This is a genomic window from Gemmatimonadetes bacterium SCN 70-22 (assembly GCA_001724275.1).
Taxonomy (GTDB): Bacteria; Gemmatimonadota; Gemmatimonadetes; order Gemmatimonadales; family Gemmatimonadaceae; genus SCN-70-22.
This window is the reverse complement of the sequence record MEDZ01000019.1, coordinates 19,093-35,537: the sequence shown is the minus strand read 5'-3', so window position 1 is coordinate 35,537 and position 16,445 is coordinate 19,093. Positions and strand designations below refer to the sequence as shown.

Genomic DNA, 16,445 nt, shown 5'->3' with positions numbered 1-16,445 from the left:
CCTGCCGCCGACGGCCCTCGCCGCCGAGGAGGACAAGTACCGGCACAAGTACCTCATCGCCATCGCCGTCACGCTGGCGGCCGTGCTCGAGCTCATCGACACGTCCATCGTGAACGTCGCCATCCCCCACATGATGGGGAACCTCGGCGCCACGGTGGACGAGATCACCTGGGTGTCGGTGGGGTACATCGTCGCCAACGTCATCATCATCCCGATGTCGGGGTGGCTGTCCGCCTACTTCGGGCGCACGCGCTACCTCACCACCTCGATCCTCCTGTTCGTCGCGGCGTCGTTCTTCTGCGGCGCCTCGACGTCGCTGGGAATGCTCGTCACCTGGCGCGTGATCCAGGGAATCGGCGGCGGCGCGCTCCTCTCCACCGCCCAGTCCACGCTCTTCGAGGCCTTCCCTCCCCAGGAGATCGCGGTCGGGCAGGCGATGTTCGGCATCGGCGTGATGGTCGGCCCCACCATCGGCCCCACGCTCGGTGGCTGGATCACCGACAACTTCAACTGGCCCTGGATCTTCTACATCAACGTCCCGCTCGGCATCGTGGCGGCCATCATGGTCGCCTCGTACGTGCGCGACTCGGAACACCAGGAGAAGGCCACCACCATCGACGGCACCGGCATCTTCCTCCTCGCGGCCTGCATCGGGTCGCTGCAGTGGATGCTCGAGCGCGGCGAGCGCTACGACTGGTTCGAGTCGCGCTTCATCGTCGCCCTCGCCGTCACGTGCGTCGTCTCCGGGATCCTCCTCATCTGGCGCGAGCTGACCATCGACGAGCCGATCATCAACTTCCGTATCCTCAAGAGCCGGCAGCTCGCGGTCGGCGTGATGTTCGCCGCCGCCCTCGGCCTCTCGCTGTACGGCGGCATCTTCGTCCTCCCCATCTTCCTGCAGCAGCTGCACGGCCTCTCGGCCGAGCAGACGGGGTTCCTCCTCCTCCCGGGGGCGCTCTCCTCGGCCTTCGTGATGGCGGGCATGAGCCGCATGCGGGGGAGGCTGGATGCGCGCTATACCATCACGCTCGGCGCCTTCGGCTTCCTCGGGTCCATGTGGCTCCTGTCGCGCCTCACGCTGCAGAGCGGGACCGACGAGCTGTACTGGCCCCTGATCCTCCGCGGGCTGGCGCTGGGCCTGATCTTCGTCCCGCTCTCGAATGCGGCCATGGCCGACGTGCACGCGCGCGACCTGGCGCAGGCCACCGGGCTCTTCAACCTCATGCGGCAGCTGGGCGGCTCGTTAGGCATCGCGATCATGGCCACCCTCCTCGGCCGCATCACCGCGACGCAGCGGGCGATCCTGACCGAGCACGTGGGGGCGACCGACCCGCTGACCCTGGAGCGGCTCGACATGCTGACCCGCGGCGCAATGGCCCACGGCGCCCCCTACCTGCAGGCCAAGGCACAGGCGGTGGCCATCCTGTCGCAGCAGCTGGGGGCGCAGGCGTCGGTCATCGCCTTCGCCCGCCTCTATCTCCTCAACGGCCTCCTCCTCGTCTGCGCGCTCCCCCTCCTTCTCATCTGGAGAACCGGACGTGCTCGCGGCGCAGTCCCGCCGATGCACTGACGTGCGGCGCGCCGGGGCCCCGGCGCGCTCAGCCGAAGCGCCCTCGGGCGTTGGGCGGGAAGCCGGCGGGAAGCCGGCGGGAAGTCGGAGGGAAGCCGGAGCGAGGCCGGAGCGAGGCCGGCGGGAGGCCGGCGGGAGGCCGGCGGGACGTCGGCGGGACGTCGGCGGGACGTCGGCGAGCAGCCGGGGGACGCCGGAGGGGAGCCGGAAGGACGCCGGAGCGGTGCGGGAACGAAGCCGCGGGGCGCCGCCTGGGGACGAGGGGGGCGGGGACAGCCCGGGGGACACGGCGACGCCCGGGGAAGCTCTCCCCTCGATCCCATGCTAAATTGATCGGTTCGGCTGGTCGGACCAGACGCTCCCCCTCCTACGGACCGCGATCCCCGATGTCGCTCCCTTCCCGCTCCGACGCCCTGGCCCTGATGCACGAACTCACCCAGAGCGAATCCCTTCGTAAGCACATGCTCGCCGTCGAGGCCGCCATGCGTGCCTACGCCCTCGAGTTCGGGGAAGAGGTGGAACGTTGGGGGCTTGCCGGGCTCATGCACGACTTCGACTACGAGCGCTGGCCCAATTCGGCCCATGCCCCGGACGCCGAGCATCCGGCGGAGGGAGTCCGGTTGCTCCGCGAGCGCGGCTACCCCGACGACGTCCTGCAGGCGATCCTGGGCCATGCGCAGTACACGGGGGTAGCACGCGAGAGCCGGATGGCCAAGACGCTGTTCGCCGTCGACGAGCTGACGGGGCTCATCACCGCGACCGCGCTCGTCAAGCCGTCGAGGAGCATTCACGACGTCGACGCCAGGTCGGTCATGAAGAAGATGAAGGACAAGGCCTTCGCCCGCGGAGTGAGTCGCGAAGATGTCGTTAACGGCGCGGCGGACCTCGGCGTCGAACTGGAGCCCCACATCCAGTTCGTGATCAACGCCATGCGTGCGTGCGCCGGTGACCTCGGGCTGGCCGGAGTTCCTGCAGCGGCACCGTGAGCATTTCTCAACACTGCCCCAAACCGACGCGTTCTACGGGGGACAATCATGTCGAGGGCCCCCGTGACGACTGCGCTCATCCCCACTCCGCTCGCTCCACCCGCGGACTCATCGCCCCGCCGGTTCATGTCCGCCGCCGAGCGCGCTGACCGCGAGTACGAGCACGCGCTGGTGGTGGCGGCGCAGCGCGGAGAGAGCGAGTCGTTCGCCGTCCTCGTGCGCCTGCACCAGCGGCGCGCCTACGCGGTCGCGCGCTCGATCGTCCTCACGCACGAGGATGCCGAGGACGCGGTGCAGGAAGGATTCCTGCATGCCTTCAAGGCGCTGCATCGCTTCCTCCCCGACCAGGCCTTCGGCGCCTGGCTGCACCGCATCGTCGCCAACGCGGCGCTCGACATCACGCGGCGCAAGAAGGTGCGTGACGCCGACACGCTGGCCGACACCATTGCCTCGCCCTTCCGCGACCCGGCGGAAGCGGACGAGCTGAAGCGCCGCCTGACCCGGGCCCTCGAATCGTTAGGCGAGCGGCAGCGCAGCGTCATCGTGCTGCACGACGTGGAAGGCTACAAGCACGCCGAGATCGGGCGGATGCTCGGAATTCCCGAGGGAACGGCCCGGTCCGACCTTCACCATGCCCGTGCCCGGCTGCGCCAGGCACTGAGTGCGATACGGAGCCAGTTATGAAGATCGTACGCGGTGACGGCCGCGACCCCAACGACGACGAGATCCAGGGCGCCCTGCGCGAGCTCTACGCGCCCCCTGCCGACGACTCGTACTGGACGACCCTCGAGCGGCGCATCATGGACGTCGTCGCCGCCGAGCGCGCCCGCGAGTGGTGGTCCTACTTCCCCGGCTGGGTGCGCATCGGCCTCACCGCCGCCGCCGCCGCCGCGCTCATCGCCGCCCTCGCCTCCTGGCAGACCCGTGACGCCCAGCAGCGCATGGCAGCCGACCGGCTCCTCGGTCCGTCGGGCGACATCCCCCTCCTCACCGAATCCGAACGCGGGGAGCGCAACGCCGAGCGTGAAGCGACGCTGCGGTACCTCATCACGCACGACTGAGTGCGCCCGTCATGAGAGACTCCAAGAACCTCGCGCTGATGTTCCTGCTGGGCGCCTTTCTCACGGGGGGGGTCCTCGGCTTCACCGCCAACCGGTACATCAACCGCGACCAGGTCTGCACATCGGGAACCGGGACCGCCAGCCTGCGGGGCATCCTCTCCGAGCGCCTCCGCCTGTCGGCCGAGCAGCAGCACGCCGTCGACTCCATCCTCGACGAGCGCAGCCGCCAGTACATGATCGAGGTCGAACCCCTCCGGCCCCGCATGGAGGCCATCAAGCTCAACGCTCGCGAGCAGATCCGGCGCGTCCTGAACGAGGAACAACGCCGCCAGTTCGAAGCGTTACTCACGGAACTGAACGATTCAACGCGCAACGACGGCAGAGATTGATGCCACGCAGGTTCCTCGTCCTCGCCCTCCTGACTCCGCTGGGCCTGGATGCACAGGGCGCCGCCGGTGGCGGCGCCCGACCTATTTCGCTGGATGAAGCCGTCCGGCTCGCCCAGCAGAACGCCCCGTCGGCCGTCCAGGCGCGGGGACAGATCCGCTCGTCCGACGCCGCCATCCGGTCGGCCTACGGGAGCTTCATCCCCTCGCTTTCCCTGAACTACGGCAGCAACCGGCAGGGGGGCGAGACCTTCTTCCAGGGGCAGCTCGTCCCGTTCCGCGGCGACCCGTGGAACTTCAGCCGCGGGGTGAGCTCCAACCTCGAGCTCTTCGACGGCGGGCGCCGCCTGTTCAACCTCCGTAGCGCCAGGGCCAACCTGTCGGCCGCCGAATCCAACGAACGACTGCAGAAGTTCCGCGTCGCCCTCGACGTCAAGCAGCAATACTTCAACGTGCTCGCGGCCCGCGAGTCGCGTGCCGCCTCCCAGGCGCAGCTGGCCCAGGCCGAGGAACAGCTGAAGTCGGCCACCGCACGTGTCCGCGCCGGCGCGGCCACGGTCTCCGATTCGCTCCGCTCGGTCATCCAGGTCGGAAATGCGCAGCTCGCCCTCTCGACCGCCGAGAACACGCTGCGCGTCAGCAACGCCAACCTCACGCGCCTCGTCGCGACCCCGTTCGAGGTCACGGCCGAGGAGGTCGACGGCGCCCCGATCCCGCAGCTCGCCCTCGACAGCGCGGAGTTCAACGACGCGATCGAGTCGGCGCCCTCCGTGATGCAGGCCAGGGCCGAGCTGACCGCCGCCGGCGCCGCACTTCGGGCGTCGAAGACGCCATACCTTCCCGTCCTCAACGTCAGCTACAGCCTCTCGGGGAGCCGCACCGACAAGACGTTCGACCTGACGGGGGGGACCTACGCGCGCGCGAACGCCCTCCGCTTCTCCCTGTCGTATCCGATCTTCAACGGCTTCACCCGCGAGGAGAACGTCGCCCGGGCGAGCGTTGCCGAGGCCAACGCCCAGGCGCAGCTGCGCGATGCGCGCCTGGCCGCGCAGCAGCAATTGACGCAGTACCTCGGGGCCCTGCGGCTGGCCCAGGAGCGGGCGTCGATCCAACTCGCCTCGGTGGCCGCGGCCGAGGAAGACCTGCGGGTCCAGAACCAGCGGTACGCCCTGGGGTCGTCGACGCTCCTCGATGTCCTCACCTCACAGGCCCAGCTCAACTCGGCGCGCCTCGCCCTCATCCAGGCACGCTACGACGCCCGCGTCGCGAAGGCACAGCTCGAGGCCCTCGTGGGCCGCGACCTTCCCTGATCGCCGCGCCCACTAACACCCCACGTCCATCGGCGTCCAACATCCGATGCGACTGCCCCTCATCGAGAGAACTCTGGTGAATCGTTCGTCCCTCGGCTCGCTCCTGACGATGCTGGCCCTCGTTTCCCTTGCCGCCTGCGCCAGGAAGGAGGAGCAGAAGCTCACGATCCAGACGTCCACCGTCGCGCGGCGTACCATCATCCTCGACGCCACGGCTTCCGGGGCGGTGGAACCGATCAACGTCGTCGAGGTAAAGTCGAAGTCCTCGGGACAGATCACCAGCATGCCGGTGGAGACGGGGTCGGAGGTCCGCCCGGGAGACCTCCTGGTGCAGCTGGATACGCGCGACGTGCAGAACCAGTACGACCAGGCCGAGGCCGACCTCAAGGCGGCCGACGCGCGGTTGCAGGTGTCGGAGGCGCAGCGGAAGCGCTCCGACGACCTGTTCCGGCAGCGCATCATCACGGCCCAGGAGAACGAGACGGCCCAACTCGACTACGCCAACGCCCAGGCCGCCGTCATCCGCGCCCGCACCTCGCTCGACCTCGCCAAGCAGCGTCTCGAGGACGCGACCGTGCGCGCCCCCGTGGCCGGAACGGTGATCGAGAAGACCGTCTCGCTCGGCCAGGTGATCACGTCGGCCACCAGCGCCTTCGGCGGCGGCACGACGCTCCTGAAGATGGCGGACCTCAGCAAGGTGCGGATGCGCGCCCTGTTCAACGAGACCGACATCGGGAGCGTGCAGGGCGGGCAGCAGGCCACGGTGACCGTGGATGCGTACCCGGACCGCCCGTTTCGCGGGACGGTGGAGAAGATCGAGCCCCAGGCGGTGGTACAGCAGAGCGTGACGATGTTCCCGGTGCTCATCAACCTCGCCAACCTGGAGGGGCTGCTGAAGCCGGGAATGAACGGCGAGGCGTCGGTCCTGGTCGACCGTCGCGAGAACGTCCTCGCCGTCCCCAACGACGCCGTGCGCACGACGCGCGAGGCGCCGATGCTGGCCAAGTCGCTCGGGCTCGACCAGGACAGCGTGAGCGCGCAGATCCAGGCGCAGATGGCGTCGTTCGGCGGGATGGGACGCGGCAACGGGGCCAACGGTGAAGGCGGGATGAACATCGCCACCCCGCGGGAGATGCGCCGCATGATGCGCGGCGAGGTGGAGCTTGCCCCCGAACCACCCCAGCAGGGCGGGCGCGGGCAACTCCCGGCCGTCGGCGATGCCGACTGCAAGAAGGTGAGCGACGCCATGGCGGCCAAGCCCGAGGTCGCACGGCAGCTCGCGGCGCTGCGCCAGAAGATGCAGAGCGGCGAGATCGACATGGCGGCGCTGCGCCAGGAGTCGCAGAAGGCGTACGCGGCCCTTGGCGTGGATCCCATGGTGGCGCGCGCATGCCAGCAACGCTCCGGGACGCCGGGCCCCGCGCCAGCCGCTGCGGCTGGCGGGACGGCACAGGCGGCGGGTCGGCCGAGCCGGGCGGCGCAGGGCGCCGGAGTGCCGTCGGGACGCGCTGCGCAGGGGGGCGCCGCCGTCCCGCAGGCGCAAGGGGAGTTCCCCTCGCGCGCGCGCACCCGCCCGGGCGTCGTCTTCGTGAAGGGAGGGACCGGGTTCGAGGTTCGCGTGGTGCGACTCGGTCTCGGCAACTTCGATTACACCGAGGTGGTGGGCGGACTCGAGGAAGGCGACGAGGTCGCCCTCCTCGGCGCCGCCGCGATCCAGGTGTCCCGCGACTCCAGCGCCGCGCGGTTCCGCCAGATGACGGGTGGCGGGATGCCGGGCATGCAGCGCCAGCAGCAGGGCGGCACCCAGCAGGGTGGCGCCCAGCAGGGTGGCGGGGCCGCCCCGTCGCCGCGTCGATAACCCCGAGCGTCGCATGCTTCTCGGCGAAATCTTCCAGGTAGCGTTAGGCGCCCTGCGCGCCAACAAGTTGCGCTCCCTCCTGACCATGCTCGGCATCGTCATCGGCGTGGGGTCGGTCATCGCCATGATCGCCCTCGGTACCGGTGCCCAGCAGGCGGTGAAGGACCGCATCTCGGCCCTCGGCACCACGCTCCTCACCGTCTCGCCCGGACAGATGTTCGGGCGCGGCGGGGTCAGCTCCGAGGCCGATCGCGCCCGGTTGGTCATGAAGGATGCGGCCGCACTCGAGGAGCGCGGCACGACGTTCCTTGCCGTGCAACCGGAGATGTCGCGCAACCTGCAGGTGCAGTACCTCAACAAGAACACCAACACCAGCATCACGGGCACCACCGCCAACTACCTCGACGTCCGCAAGTACCAGCTGGAGGCGGGGCGGATGTTCACCTCCGCCGAGGACAACTCCAAGGCGCGTGTCGCCGTGGTCGGTCCGGAGGTGGTGAAGAACCTTGGCCTCGAGTCGCCCTACGCCATCCTCGACGAGCCGATCCGCATCCGCGGGATCCAGTTCACGGTGGTCGGCGTCCTCAAGTCCAAGGGCCAGGCGCAACCCTGGATGAACCCGGACGACCAGGTGCTGATCCCCATCAACACCGCGCGCTTCCGCGTCATCGGCAGCGATCGCATCCGCTCCATCTCGGTGCTGGCCAAGTCGGAGCAGCAGATCCCCGAGACGATGGCGGAGATCCAGAAGATCCTTCGGCGGGAGCACAAGCTGCGACAGGGGCGTCCGGACGACTTCAGCATCCGCAACCAGGCCGACTTCCTGTCGACGTTCGCGGAGACGACCGTCGTCTTCACGTACCTGCTGGCCGGCATCGCCGCGGTGTCGCTCGTGGTGGGCGGGATCGGGATCATGAACATCATGCTGGTGTCGGTCACCGAGCGGACCCGCGAGATCGGCGTGCGCAAGGCGTTAGGCGCGACCCGGTTCAACATCCTGTTCCAGTTCCTGATCGAGGCCGTGGTGCTCTGCCTGCTGGGTGGCTTCCTCGGCATCGTCCTCGGCGGTGGTGTGGCCACCTGGCTCAGCGCCGCATTCCAGTGGAACACGCAGATCTCGTCGACGTCGATCCTGCTCGCCTTCGGCTTCTCCGCCCTGATCGGGGTCCTGTTCGGGGTCTGGCCCGCGCGCCGGGCGGCTCGCCTCGACCCGATCATGGCGCTGCGCTACGAGTAGGCGGTCGGGACCGGAGTCGGGACCGGAGTCGGGACGTGGGGAGGCGCGACGAGAGCGCCTCCCCATTTGTTTCGCCCCTGGATGGGGCCTGCGGCGACGGTACTTGCGATATATCAGAGGTTGCGATATATCTTGCGATGTATCTTACGATATATCGGAGGTCGCCATGTGGTTCGACTGTGATCCCCCAGGCTCGTCGCGAGCGCGGTGGAGCTTCGGCCCGGACGTCTATGGTTTCGTGTGGGGGGGCGGCGGCCGCAAGCGTGGCGGATCGCGCGGTGGCCGCATCTTCGAGCAGGGAGACCTGAAGTACGTCATCCTCCAGCTCCTGGCCGAGAAGCCCCGACACGGCTACGAGATCATCAAGGAGCTCGAGGAGAAGTTCGGGGGGGCGTACGCGCCCTCTGCCGGGGCAGTCTACCCGACGCTTTCACTCCTCGAGGATCTGGGGTACGCCACCGTAACCCCCGAGGAAGGGGGAAGGAAAACCTACACGATCACGGACGAGGGGCGTCGCTACCTCGAGCAGAATCGCTCCTCGGTCGACGACATCTTCGAGCGCATCGCCGAACTCGGCGCGTCGTTCCTGAGCGACGGGATGACGGAGATCAACCGGGCGATGGCCGGTGTGGGCCGAGCGGCATACGGCCCGGCCGGTCGCTACTTCCGCGACAAGGAGAAGGTCGCCAAGGTTCGCGAGATCCTCGAGCGTGCCGCACGCGAGATCGACGAAATCGTGGGGCGCGGCGGCGGGTAAAAGCCCCCATCCGATTGGGGGGGAGTCGGCTAGACGCTGGGAGGCACGGGGCTAGATTGGGGCCGGGTCGCGGCGAATGTCGCGGCCCGTTTTTTCGTCGCCTCGTCACCGGGGCGGCGTGGACTCGGCCGAACGTCCGGTGTCTCCGGCCTCGCGCCGCGATCGACGCATCCTCATGAGTGCAGATTCCGCCCCCGCCCAACCCGCGGAAGGCGAAAGTAGCAGGACCAGCGGCGGTACTCCCCCTCCCGTGGCCACCACCGGGAGCATGACCGTCGAGGCACCCGTGCCGATGCAACGGCATCACGCGCCAGCCAACCCCACCGGCAAGCGGTTGGCGCTGCTGACGCTGACGGCGCTCGGCGTCGTCTACGGCGACATCGGGACGAGCCCGCTCTACTCCATGAAGGAGGCGTTCAAGCCCGAATACGGGCTCACGCCTAACGAGGCGAACGTCTTCGGCCTCCTCTCCCTCATCGTCTGGGCGCTGATCCTCATCGTCAGCATCAAGTACGTCGCCTTCATCCTGCGCGCCGACAACCGGGGCGAGGGAGGCGTGCTCGCCCTCCTCGCCCTGATCCTCCAACAACCCGACGATGGCACGTGGCGGACGCGGCGCATCGTGCTCGTGATGCTGGGTCTCGTGGGGGGGGCGTTCCTCTATGGCGATGGGGTGATCACCCCCGCCATCACCGTACTCGGCGCCGTGGAGGGGCTCGAGGTCGTCGCCCCGCAGTTCTCGTACGTCGGCGTCCCGCTCGCCGTCATCATCATCGCCACGCTGTTCTACTTCCAGCACCACGGGACGGCGCGCGTGGGCGGGACGTTCGGCTGGATCATGCTCGCCTGGTTCGTGAGCATCGGGTTCGTGGGGCTTCGTGAGGTCGTGAACCATCCGGGGATCTTCGCCGCCGTGAATCCCTGGTATGGAGTGACGTTCTTCATGGCGCACCCCGTGCGCTCGTTCATCGTCCTGGGGGCGGTCGTCCTGGTCATCACCGGGGGCGAGGCGCTCTATGCGGACATGGGGCACTTCGGGAAGCGGCCGATCCGCGTCGCCTGGTTCGCCCTCGTCCTCCCGGCGCTCCTGCTGAACTACTTCGGGCAGGGCGCGCTGGTGTTGCGGGATCCGGGCGCGGTCGAGAACCCCTTCTACCTCCTGGCGCCGGAGTGGGCCCTCATTCCGCTGATCGTCATCGCCACCCTGGCCGCCATCGTGGCGTCGCAGGCGCTGATCTCGGGCGCCTTCTCGCTCACGCAGCAGGCGGTGCAGCTGGGCTACACCCCGCGCGTGACGATCGTCCACACGTCCAAGCAGGAGGCCGGGCAGATCTACATCCCCGAGGTCAACGTGGCGCTGGCGATCGGGACGCTCCTCCTGGTCGTCGGCTTCCGCTCGTCCACCGCGTTAGGCGCCGCCTACGGCGTGGCGGTGACGGGGACGATGGCCATCACCAACATCCTGTTCTACGTCGTCGCCCGGCGGCAGTGGAACTGGTCGGCGCTCAAGGCCGGGAGCTTCCTCGCCTTCTTCATGGGGATCGACCTGGCGTTCTTCGCCTCGAACCTCCTCAAGATCCCGCACGGGGGGTGGGTCCCGCTCGCGATCGCGGCCACGCTGTTCACCCTCATGACCACGTGGAAGCGCGGGCGCGTCCTGCTGCGCATCAAGCTCCTCGACCGCACCCTCCCGATCGCCTCCTTCGTCGAGAGCCTGCAGCACGGCGGTCCGGTGCGCGTCCCGGGGACGGCGATCTTCATGACGTCGGAGTCCGAGGGGACCCCGGTCGTGCTCCTGCACCACCTCAAGCACAACAAGGTGCTGCACGAGAAGGTCATCCTCCTCTCGATCATCTCCCGCGAGGTTCCCGAGGTCCCGAGCGGCGAGCGCATCACGGTCGAACCGCTGCAACAGGGGCTCTTCCGCGTGCGGGCGTACTACGGCTTCATGGAGACCCCGAACGTGGAGGACATCCGTGCCCGGCTGGGGGAGGCGGGGATCAAGACCAAGCGGATGGATACGACGTACTACCTGGGGCGCGAGGACCTCATCTGCGCCAACAGCGTCGGGATGTCACGCTGGCGCAAGAAGCTGTTCGCCGTGATGGCCCGCAACGCCCGCTCGGCAACACAGTACTTCGGCATCCCTGCCAACCGGGTGGTCGAGTTGGGGACGCAAATCGAATTCTAGAAGGCGAGAAGACGAGACGTTCCCGGTTCCGGCTTCCCGCGCCGGGAACGTCAGAAGGTGAGGCGATACAGGAGCGACACGTTGCGCCCGGCGGCAGGGGCGAAGTCCTTCACGCGGCTCGTCGCGTCGCGATACAGCCGGTCGCCCACGTTCTCGCCGCGCAGCAGCAGCGCGTGCACGTGGCCGCCGGCCAGCAGGCGCACGCCGGCATGCGCCTCGATCACCGTGAAGGCGTCGGTGGGATACTCGCCGTTCGTCACGCGCCGTTGTGCCAGGACCCGACGGACCCCCCCGCCCAGCTGCCACCGCCCGTCATCCCAGCGCGCCGCCCCCGAGAACCGTGCGGGGGGCATGAAGGGGAGCGGATCGCCCCGATCGTCCGAGGCCCGCAACACGTCGGCGCTGAACGTCGCGACGACGTGGCGCGCCACGGCGCCCTCCACGCTCACCTCGCCGCCGCGCACGCGGGCGTCACGCTGCGCGACCATCATCAGGGGCAGCACCTTTTCTCCCCCCCCGGGGACGGCCGCGATGGTGTCCCGCCCCGTCGGGTAGAGCGCGATCCAGCCGTCGACTCGCGAGGCGAACAGCGCCACCTGGGCGCGCATGGCGTGCCGCTCGACGCGAACCACGGCATCCACCCCACGCGTCACCTCCGTCGCCAACGAAGGATTGCCGATCTCGAACGCCCCGGTGCCGGCGTGCCCGGCGCGCGAGAAGAGCTCCTCGGGTGACGGGACCCGCGCCCCGCTCGCGGCGTTCACCGCGACCGACGCGACGCGCGTGAGGGGAACCGCGACGCCCGCCGAGGCCGAGAGGCTGGTGAAGCGGCGCGTGAGGGCCGGGCCGAAGGCGTCCGTTCCGTCGCGTCGCAACATGGCATGGTCGAGGCGCAGGGCGACGGGGAATCGCGGCGCGCCCCGTCCCGCCTCCCGTTCCCGCCACGGCGCCACCTCCTGGTAGGCGAAGGCCGACATGGTCAGGTTGTCGTTAGGCGGCGTGAGGGCCTGTGCCCCCGACACCCCGTTCCGGCGCGAGAGCACCGACACCCCCACCACCCCCTCACCCAGCACGCCGGCGGGGCGGGTGCGCGCCATGACCTGCCCCTGCTGCGTGCGAAGCGCCAGGGCGGTGGCCACCTCGCCGCCCGACGTCACCTCATCGTGCGCATACCACTGCGCCGTGGCCTCGACCCGCACGCGCGACACGACGCCGCGCGTGCCGCGCTCGGCGCGCATCGATACCTCGTTCCGGGCCCCGCGCAGTCGCACCCCGTCCGCCGCGCGGCTGCGCCAGGGGAGGCCGAACTCGAAATCGTAGCGGCGAACGGCCACCCCGCCACTCGTCTCCCCCAGTGAATCGTCTCCGACGCGCGAGAGCCCGATCACCGCCTGCCGGTTGCGCGAGCTCGTGTTGTCCAGCACCCCCCGTAGGTCGCCTCTCCCCACGCGCTGGTCGCCATGCGAGCGCCCCCCGGCCTTGAGCCGGAGCACCCCCGTGTGCCCCAGTGGCTGCACCACGTCCACCAGCAGCCCGCCCCCTCCGCTGACGCTCTCGGCATTCAGGGTGAGAGTCGACAGGCGCTGCGACGGAACGATCCGGGCGATGTCGTCGGCAACGACGTTCACCACCCCGCCCAGCGCCGTGCTCCCGTGAACCAGCGCCGCCGGCCCGCGAACGATCTCCACCTCGCGCGCCGCGAGCGGGTCGATGGTGACGCCGTGGTCCGGCGCGCTCCCGGCCAGGTCGCCGGCACGCTGCCCGTCGTGAAGCACCACGATCCGCTCCCCCGTCAGCCCGCGGATTACCGGCATGCTCGCGGCGGGTCCCTGCGAACGCACCGTCACGCCGGGCGACCAGGCGAGGGTCTGCGACAGGGTTGCCGCCATCGAGCGCTCCAGCTCGCGCCCACCGAGCACGGCGGCCGGCTGGGCCACCGCCAGCGGGTCACGCCCGCTCGGCGTCGCGTCGATGGTGACCCCCGCGAGCTGCACCGCCGTGCGCTGGAGCGTCACCTCCACATGCGTGCTCTCTCCGGCGACGACCGTGGCCGCCACGCGCGCCGGGGTGAAACCGCGGGCGGTCGAGAGCAGGCGCCGCTCGCCGGCGGGGACCGCGCGCAGCACGAAGCGCCCGTCCCTGCCGCTGCTGACTGGGCCGTGTTCAGCATCGTCGAGCAGGATCGTGGCATTGCGAACGGCGGCGCCGTCGGCCGATCGGACCGTGCCTCCGATCGTCCCGGTCGTCACCGCGGTGCGGGGGGCGGAGGCGCGTCGCCCGCCCTCCTCCTGTCCCCCTGCCATGCCCGGACCCGCGAGCAGTGCGGTGACCGTCAGCCGTCGCCATCCATGCATGCGATGCCATCCCCTGAATTTAGTATTGCCTAAACTACAGACTAGGCAATACTAATCAAGGGAGCCTCTCACGCTATGGGCGACGGGGCGGACGATCCCGAGGGAACGCCCGCCCCGCTCTGGTCCGTGCGTCGGACGCCTACGTCGTTGGCGGGGCGGCGATCCGCAGCATCGATGCAGCCCGACGCGGTGCGCGGGACGGGACGTCGCCCGGCGTCCGATCTCCCTCCAGTTCGACGCGGATTCGCTGGTGCCTGCGCGGTGCCACTTCCATCGCCCGGGCCCGCGCCTCCTCGAGCGCCTGCCGTGTCATCTCGCGGACCTCGTCCTGGACGCGGGGGGAGATTCGCAGCCTCACGCCCCCGTCACCGTCGTCATCGAACCAGATGACGCGTGGTGCGACCGGAGGGCGAGGTGGCACCGGGGCGACCCCGGCAGCCGGCGGAACAGGAGGCACCGGCGGGACGGGGGCGTCCTCGAAGCGGAACGAGCCGAACGGGGCGTCGCCCGTCATGAACATCGCGCGGCGCGTGCGCTGCAGCTCCCTGGCCGCCACCGTCTTCACCTTCACCGTTCGAGGCTGCCCGGCGCGATAGATGCGCAACTCCACCTCGTCACCGGGCGTGAGCTTCTCCAACTCGCGGTAGAGGCGGTTGACCCTGGCCGTGCTCGCGTTCCAGTCGCCGATGTCCTCGCGCTGCACGCGCAGGTCGACGCCGTTGACCGCCGCGATCCGGTCGCCCTCCTCGAGCCCCGCCTTCTCGGCCGGACCATCGCTGGCCAGGCTGGCGACGAGGACGCCTAACGTGTCGCGCTTGCTGCCGGTGGCGCCGAGCCCGATCCCGAGCGATGCGCGCGTCCCGCTGCCGCGGCCGCTGGAGGCCCAGGAGCTCCGGGCGCTCTCGAGTTCGGCCGCACGCGCCGTCTTGACCTTGACGGCCTGCGCCCGTCCGTCGCGCATCAGCCGCACCTCCACTTCGTCCCCCGGTTCGTGGCGGGCGAGTTCGCGCGTCAGGCGGCGAGCGCCGATTCCCTGCATCTCCTCGTCCTGGGCATCGGCCGGCGCGAGTCGGAGGTTGACGCCATTGACGGCGACGAGCCGGTCGCCTGCCTTGATCCCGGCCTTGTCGGCCGGGCTTCCGGCCGACACGTCGGCGACCAGCACGCCCAGCGTATCGCTGGCGCCGGTGGATTCGATCGAGATGCCGAGGCGGGGACGGTTGGCGTCGCCAGCCATGGTGATGAGCCCGCGACGCGCGCGGGGGATGGTGATGGCCTGGGCGGGGAGCACGGCGGACGCTCCAACCAGCGCCAGCAGGACGGCGGGGAGGTGTCGGTTCTTCATGGTCGTCGGGTTGTGTTCACCCCGTCTGTCACCGGCGAGGCGGCAAGGGGTTTACCACCCCCGCCGCCGAACCCGACCACCCGGCTCAGCGCCCGGCCAGGCGCGACCCGATGAGCGGGGCCGCGAGGAAGGCGAGCATCGCGAGCGCCACGAACCATTGCGGATGCGGGATGGCCATGAAGTTCGCGGCGCCGCCGACCGCGAAGAACCCTCCCACGATGGCGGCGTGCAGCCGCGCCCGCGCGGGCGCCATCCGTGCCGCCAGCGCCGCGCCTAACGACGGCCCCACCAGGTAGGCGAACAGGAGCGGGAGGAAGTGCGCCGCCGGGAGCGTGCGCATGGCGGCCTTCACCGCCGCCGGGTCGCTCACGTCGAGCCCCGCCGGGGGCGGCACCAGCACGTGCCCCAGCGCCTCCACGCCGTAGGTCGCGATCCCGCCGATGAAGATCCCGGCCGCCACCGAGATGACGCTGCGGATGATTGGAGGCGTGGATGACGACATCAGTACACTCCGAGGTCGAGGGCCGACGCCACCGGGCCGCGATATCCCGCCTCGCGCACCTCGCGCAGGAGGTCGGCGTCGGTCGCTCCCCAGTAGAGCTGGTGGTAGAGGAGGAGCGACTTCGCCCGCGCGTCCCGCGCCAGCGCCGCCAGCTCCACCGTGGACGTGTGCGCGTTGCGATGGTACGCCTGCCACTTCGGCGGACGCGTCCTGAAGCGCGCGGTGGAGTACACCTCGTGCACGAGGAGGTCGCAGCCATTGCACGCCTCGACCACGGCGCGGCTCGCCCGGGTGTCCCCGGAGACGACGACCACGCGGTCCGGCGTCTCGAACCGGTAGCCGAAGGCGTACTTCCAGTCGCCGTGCGGGACGGCGAACGCCTTGACGGTCACCTTGTCGTCGCGATAGACGACGCCGGGGCGCACCACGGTGGTCCGCGCCTGGTAGCCGGTGCGGTTGGCATGCTCGCGTCCGTCGAGGCGCACGCGGACGTCCTCGCGCCAGGCCGACTCGAGATGGCCGACCATGGCGCTCACGCCCGGGGGTCCAAAGATCCGCAGCGGCACGGCGCGCTCCAGCACCCAGGGAGTGAAGAGGAGATCCGGAAGCCCCACCGTGTGGTCGGAATGCAGGTGCGTGAGGAAGACGATGTCCAGCCGCTCGACCGCAAGCGCCTTCTCCCCCGCGCGCACCGCCGACGCGGCCCGCCTCACGACGCCTGGCCCCGCGTCCACGAGATACGGCCGGCCATCGACGACGATGGCCACGGCGGGCCCCGAGCGGTCAGGGTCGGCATTCGGTGTCCCGGTCCCGAGCATCACGACCCGCGTGCGGCCTCGCGGGGGCGACTGCCCCTGCACCTCGCGGGGGATGATCACGAGCGAGGCG

The 16,445-nt window shown here is 70.0% G+C and carries 14 protein-coding genes; 10 read left to right on the top strand and 4 right to left on the bottom strand.

Translation table 11 applies throughout. The annotated features are described in order from the left end of the window. Position 1 precedes the first annotated feature (1 nt). From ABS52_10765 to trkD, 10 genes are all read left to right on the top strand, one after another. The gene (locus ABS52_10765; protein ODT03138.1) at positions 2 to 1,570 is read left to right on the top strand and encodes a hypothetical protein; all 1,569 of its coding nucleotides are present in this window, start codon (positions 2 to 4) and stop codon (positions 1,568 to 1,570) included. A 386-nt stretch (positions 1,571 to 1,956) separates the two neighbouring features. Beyond that, positions 1,957 to 2,556, top strand: coding sequence for an HAD family hydrolase (locus tag ABS52_10760; protein ODT03083.1), 600 nt, complete (start codon positions 1,957 to 1,959; stop codon positions 2,554 to 2,556). Between the two features lie 126 nt (positions 2,557 to 2,682). Next, positions 2,683 to 3,240 (top strand): hypothetical protein, encoded by a 558-nt coding sequence (locus ABS52_10755; protein ID ODT03082.1) that lies wholly within the window; start codon positions 2,683 to 2,685, stop codon positions 3,238 to 3,240. Then, positions 3,237 to 3,617, top strand: coding sequence for a hypothetical protein (locus tag ABS52_10750; GenBank protein ID ODT03081.1), 381 nt, complete (start codon positions 3,237 to 3,239; stop codon positions 3,615 to 3,617). The genes ABS52_10755 and ABS52_10750 overlap by 4 nt, the downstream gene beginning before the upstream one ends. Positions 3,618 to 3,628: 11 nt before the next feature. Continuing rightward, a complete protein-coding gene (locus ABS52_10745; protein ID ODT03080.1) occupies positions 3,629 to 4,006 on the top strand; it encodes a hypothetical protein in 378 nt (125 codons plus the stop codon). After that, positions 4,006 to 5,313, top strand: a complete 1,308-nt coding sequence (locus tag ABS52_10740; protein ID ODT03079.1) for a hypothetical protein — start codon at positions 4,006 to 4,008, stop codon at positions 5,311 to 5,313. Before ABS52_10745 ends, ABS52_10740 begins: the two co-directional genes overlap by 1 nt. Positions 5,314 to 5,389: 76 nt before the next feature. Further along, complete coding sequence (locus ABS52_10735) at positions 5,390 to 7,171, top strand: hypothetical protein (GenBank protein ODT03078.1); 1,782 nt, start codon at positions 5,390 to 5,392, stop codon at positions 7,169 to 7,171. A gap of 13 nt (positions 7,172 to 7,184) precedes the next feature. Further along, entirely contained in the window at positions 7,185 to 8,408 is a 1,224-nt protein-coding gene (locus ABS52_10730; GenBank protein ODT03077.1) for a multidrug ABC transporter substrate-binding protein, read from the top strand. Positions 8,409 to 8,646: 238 nt separating this feature from the next. Then, a complete protein-coding gene (locus ABS52_10725) occupies positions 8,647 to 9,165 on the top strand; it encodes a hypothetical protein (GenBank protein ID ODT03137.1) in 519 nt (172 codons plus the stop codon). 175 nt (positions 9,166 to 9,340) lie between these two features. Further along, positions 9,341 to 11,356: a potassium transporter Kup gene (gene trkD, locus ABS52_10720; GenBank protein ID ODT03136.1), complete on the top strand. Its 2,016-nt coding sequence runs from the start codon at positions 9,341 to 9,343 to the stop codon at positions 11,354 to 11,356. 50 nt (positions 11,357 to 11,406) lie between these two features. Here the strand turns inward: trkD and ABS52_10715 are convergent, their stop codons facing one another. The 4 genes from ABS52_10715 to ABS52_10700 all read right to left on the bottom strand — a co-directional run bounded on the left by ABS52_10715 (position 11,407) and on the right by ABS52_10700 (position 16,375). Continuing rightward, entirely contained in the window at positions 11,407 to 13,710 is a 2,304-nt protein-coding gene (locus ABS52_10715; protein ODT03076.1) for a hypothetical protein, read from the bottom strand. A 139-nt stretch (positions 13,711 to 13,849) separates the two neighbouring features. Continuing rightward, the gene (locus tag ABS52_10710; GenBank protein ID ODT03075.1) at positions 13,850 to 15,055 is read right to left on the bottom strand and encodes a hypothetical protein; all 1,206 of its coding nucleotides are present in this window, start codon (positions 15,053 to 15,055) and stop codon (positions 13,850 to 13,852) included. An 85-nt stretch (positions 15,056 to 15,140) separates the two neighbouring features. Continuing rightward, positions 15,141 to 15,557, bottom strand: a complete 417-nt coding sequence (locus ABS52_10705; GenBank protein ODT03074.1) for a hypothetical protein — start codon at positions 15,555 to 15,557, stop codon at positions 15,141 to 15,143. Further along, positions 15,557 to 16,375, bottom strand: coding sequence for a hydrolase (locus ABS52_10700; protein ODT03135.1), 819 nt, complete (start codon positions 16,373 to 16,375; stop codon positions 15,557 to 15,559). The genes ABS52_10705 and ABS52_10700 overlap by 1 nt, the downstream gene beginning before the upstream one ends. Positions 16,376 to 16,445: the final 70 nt, after the last annotated feature.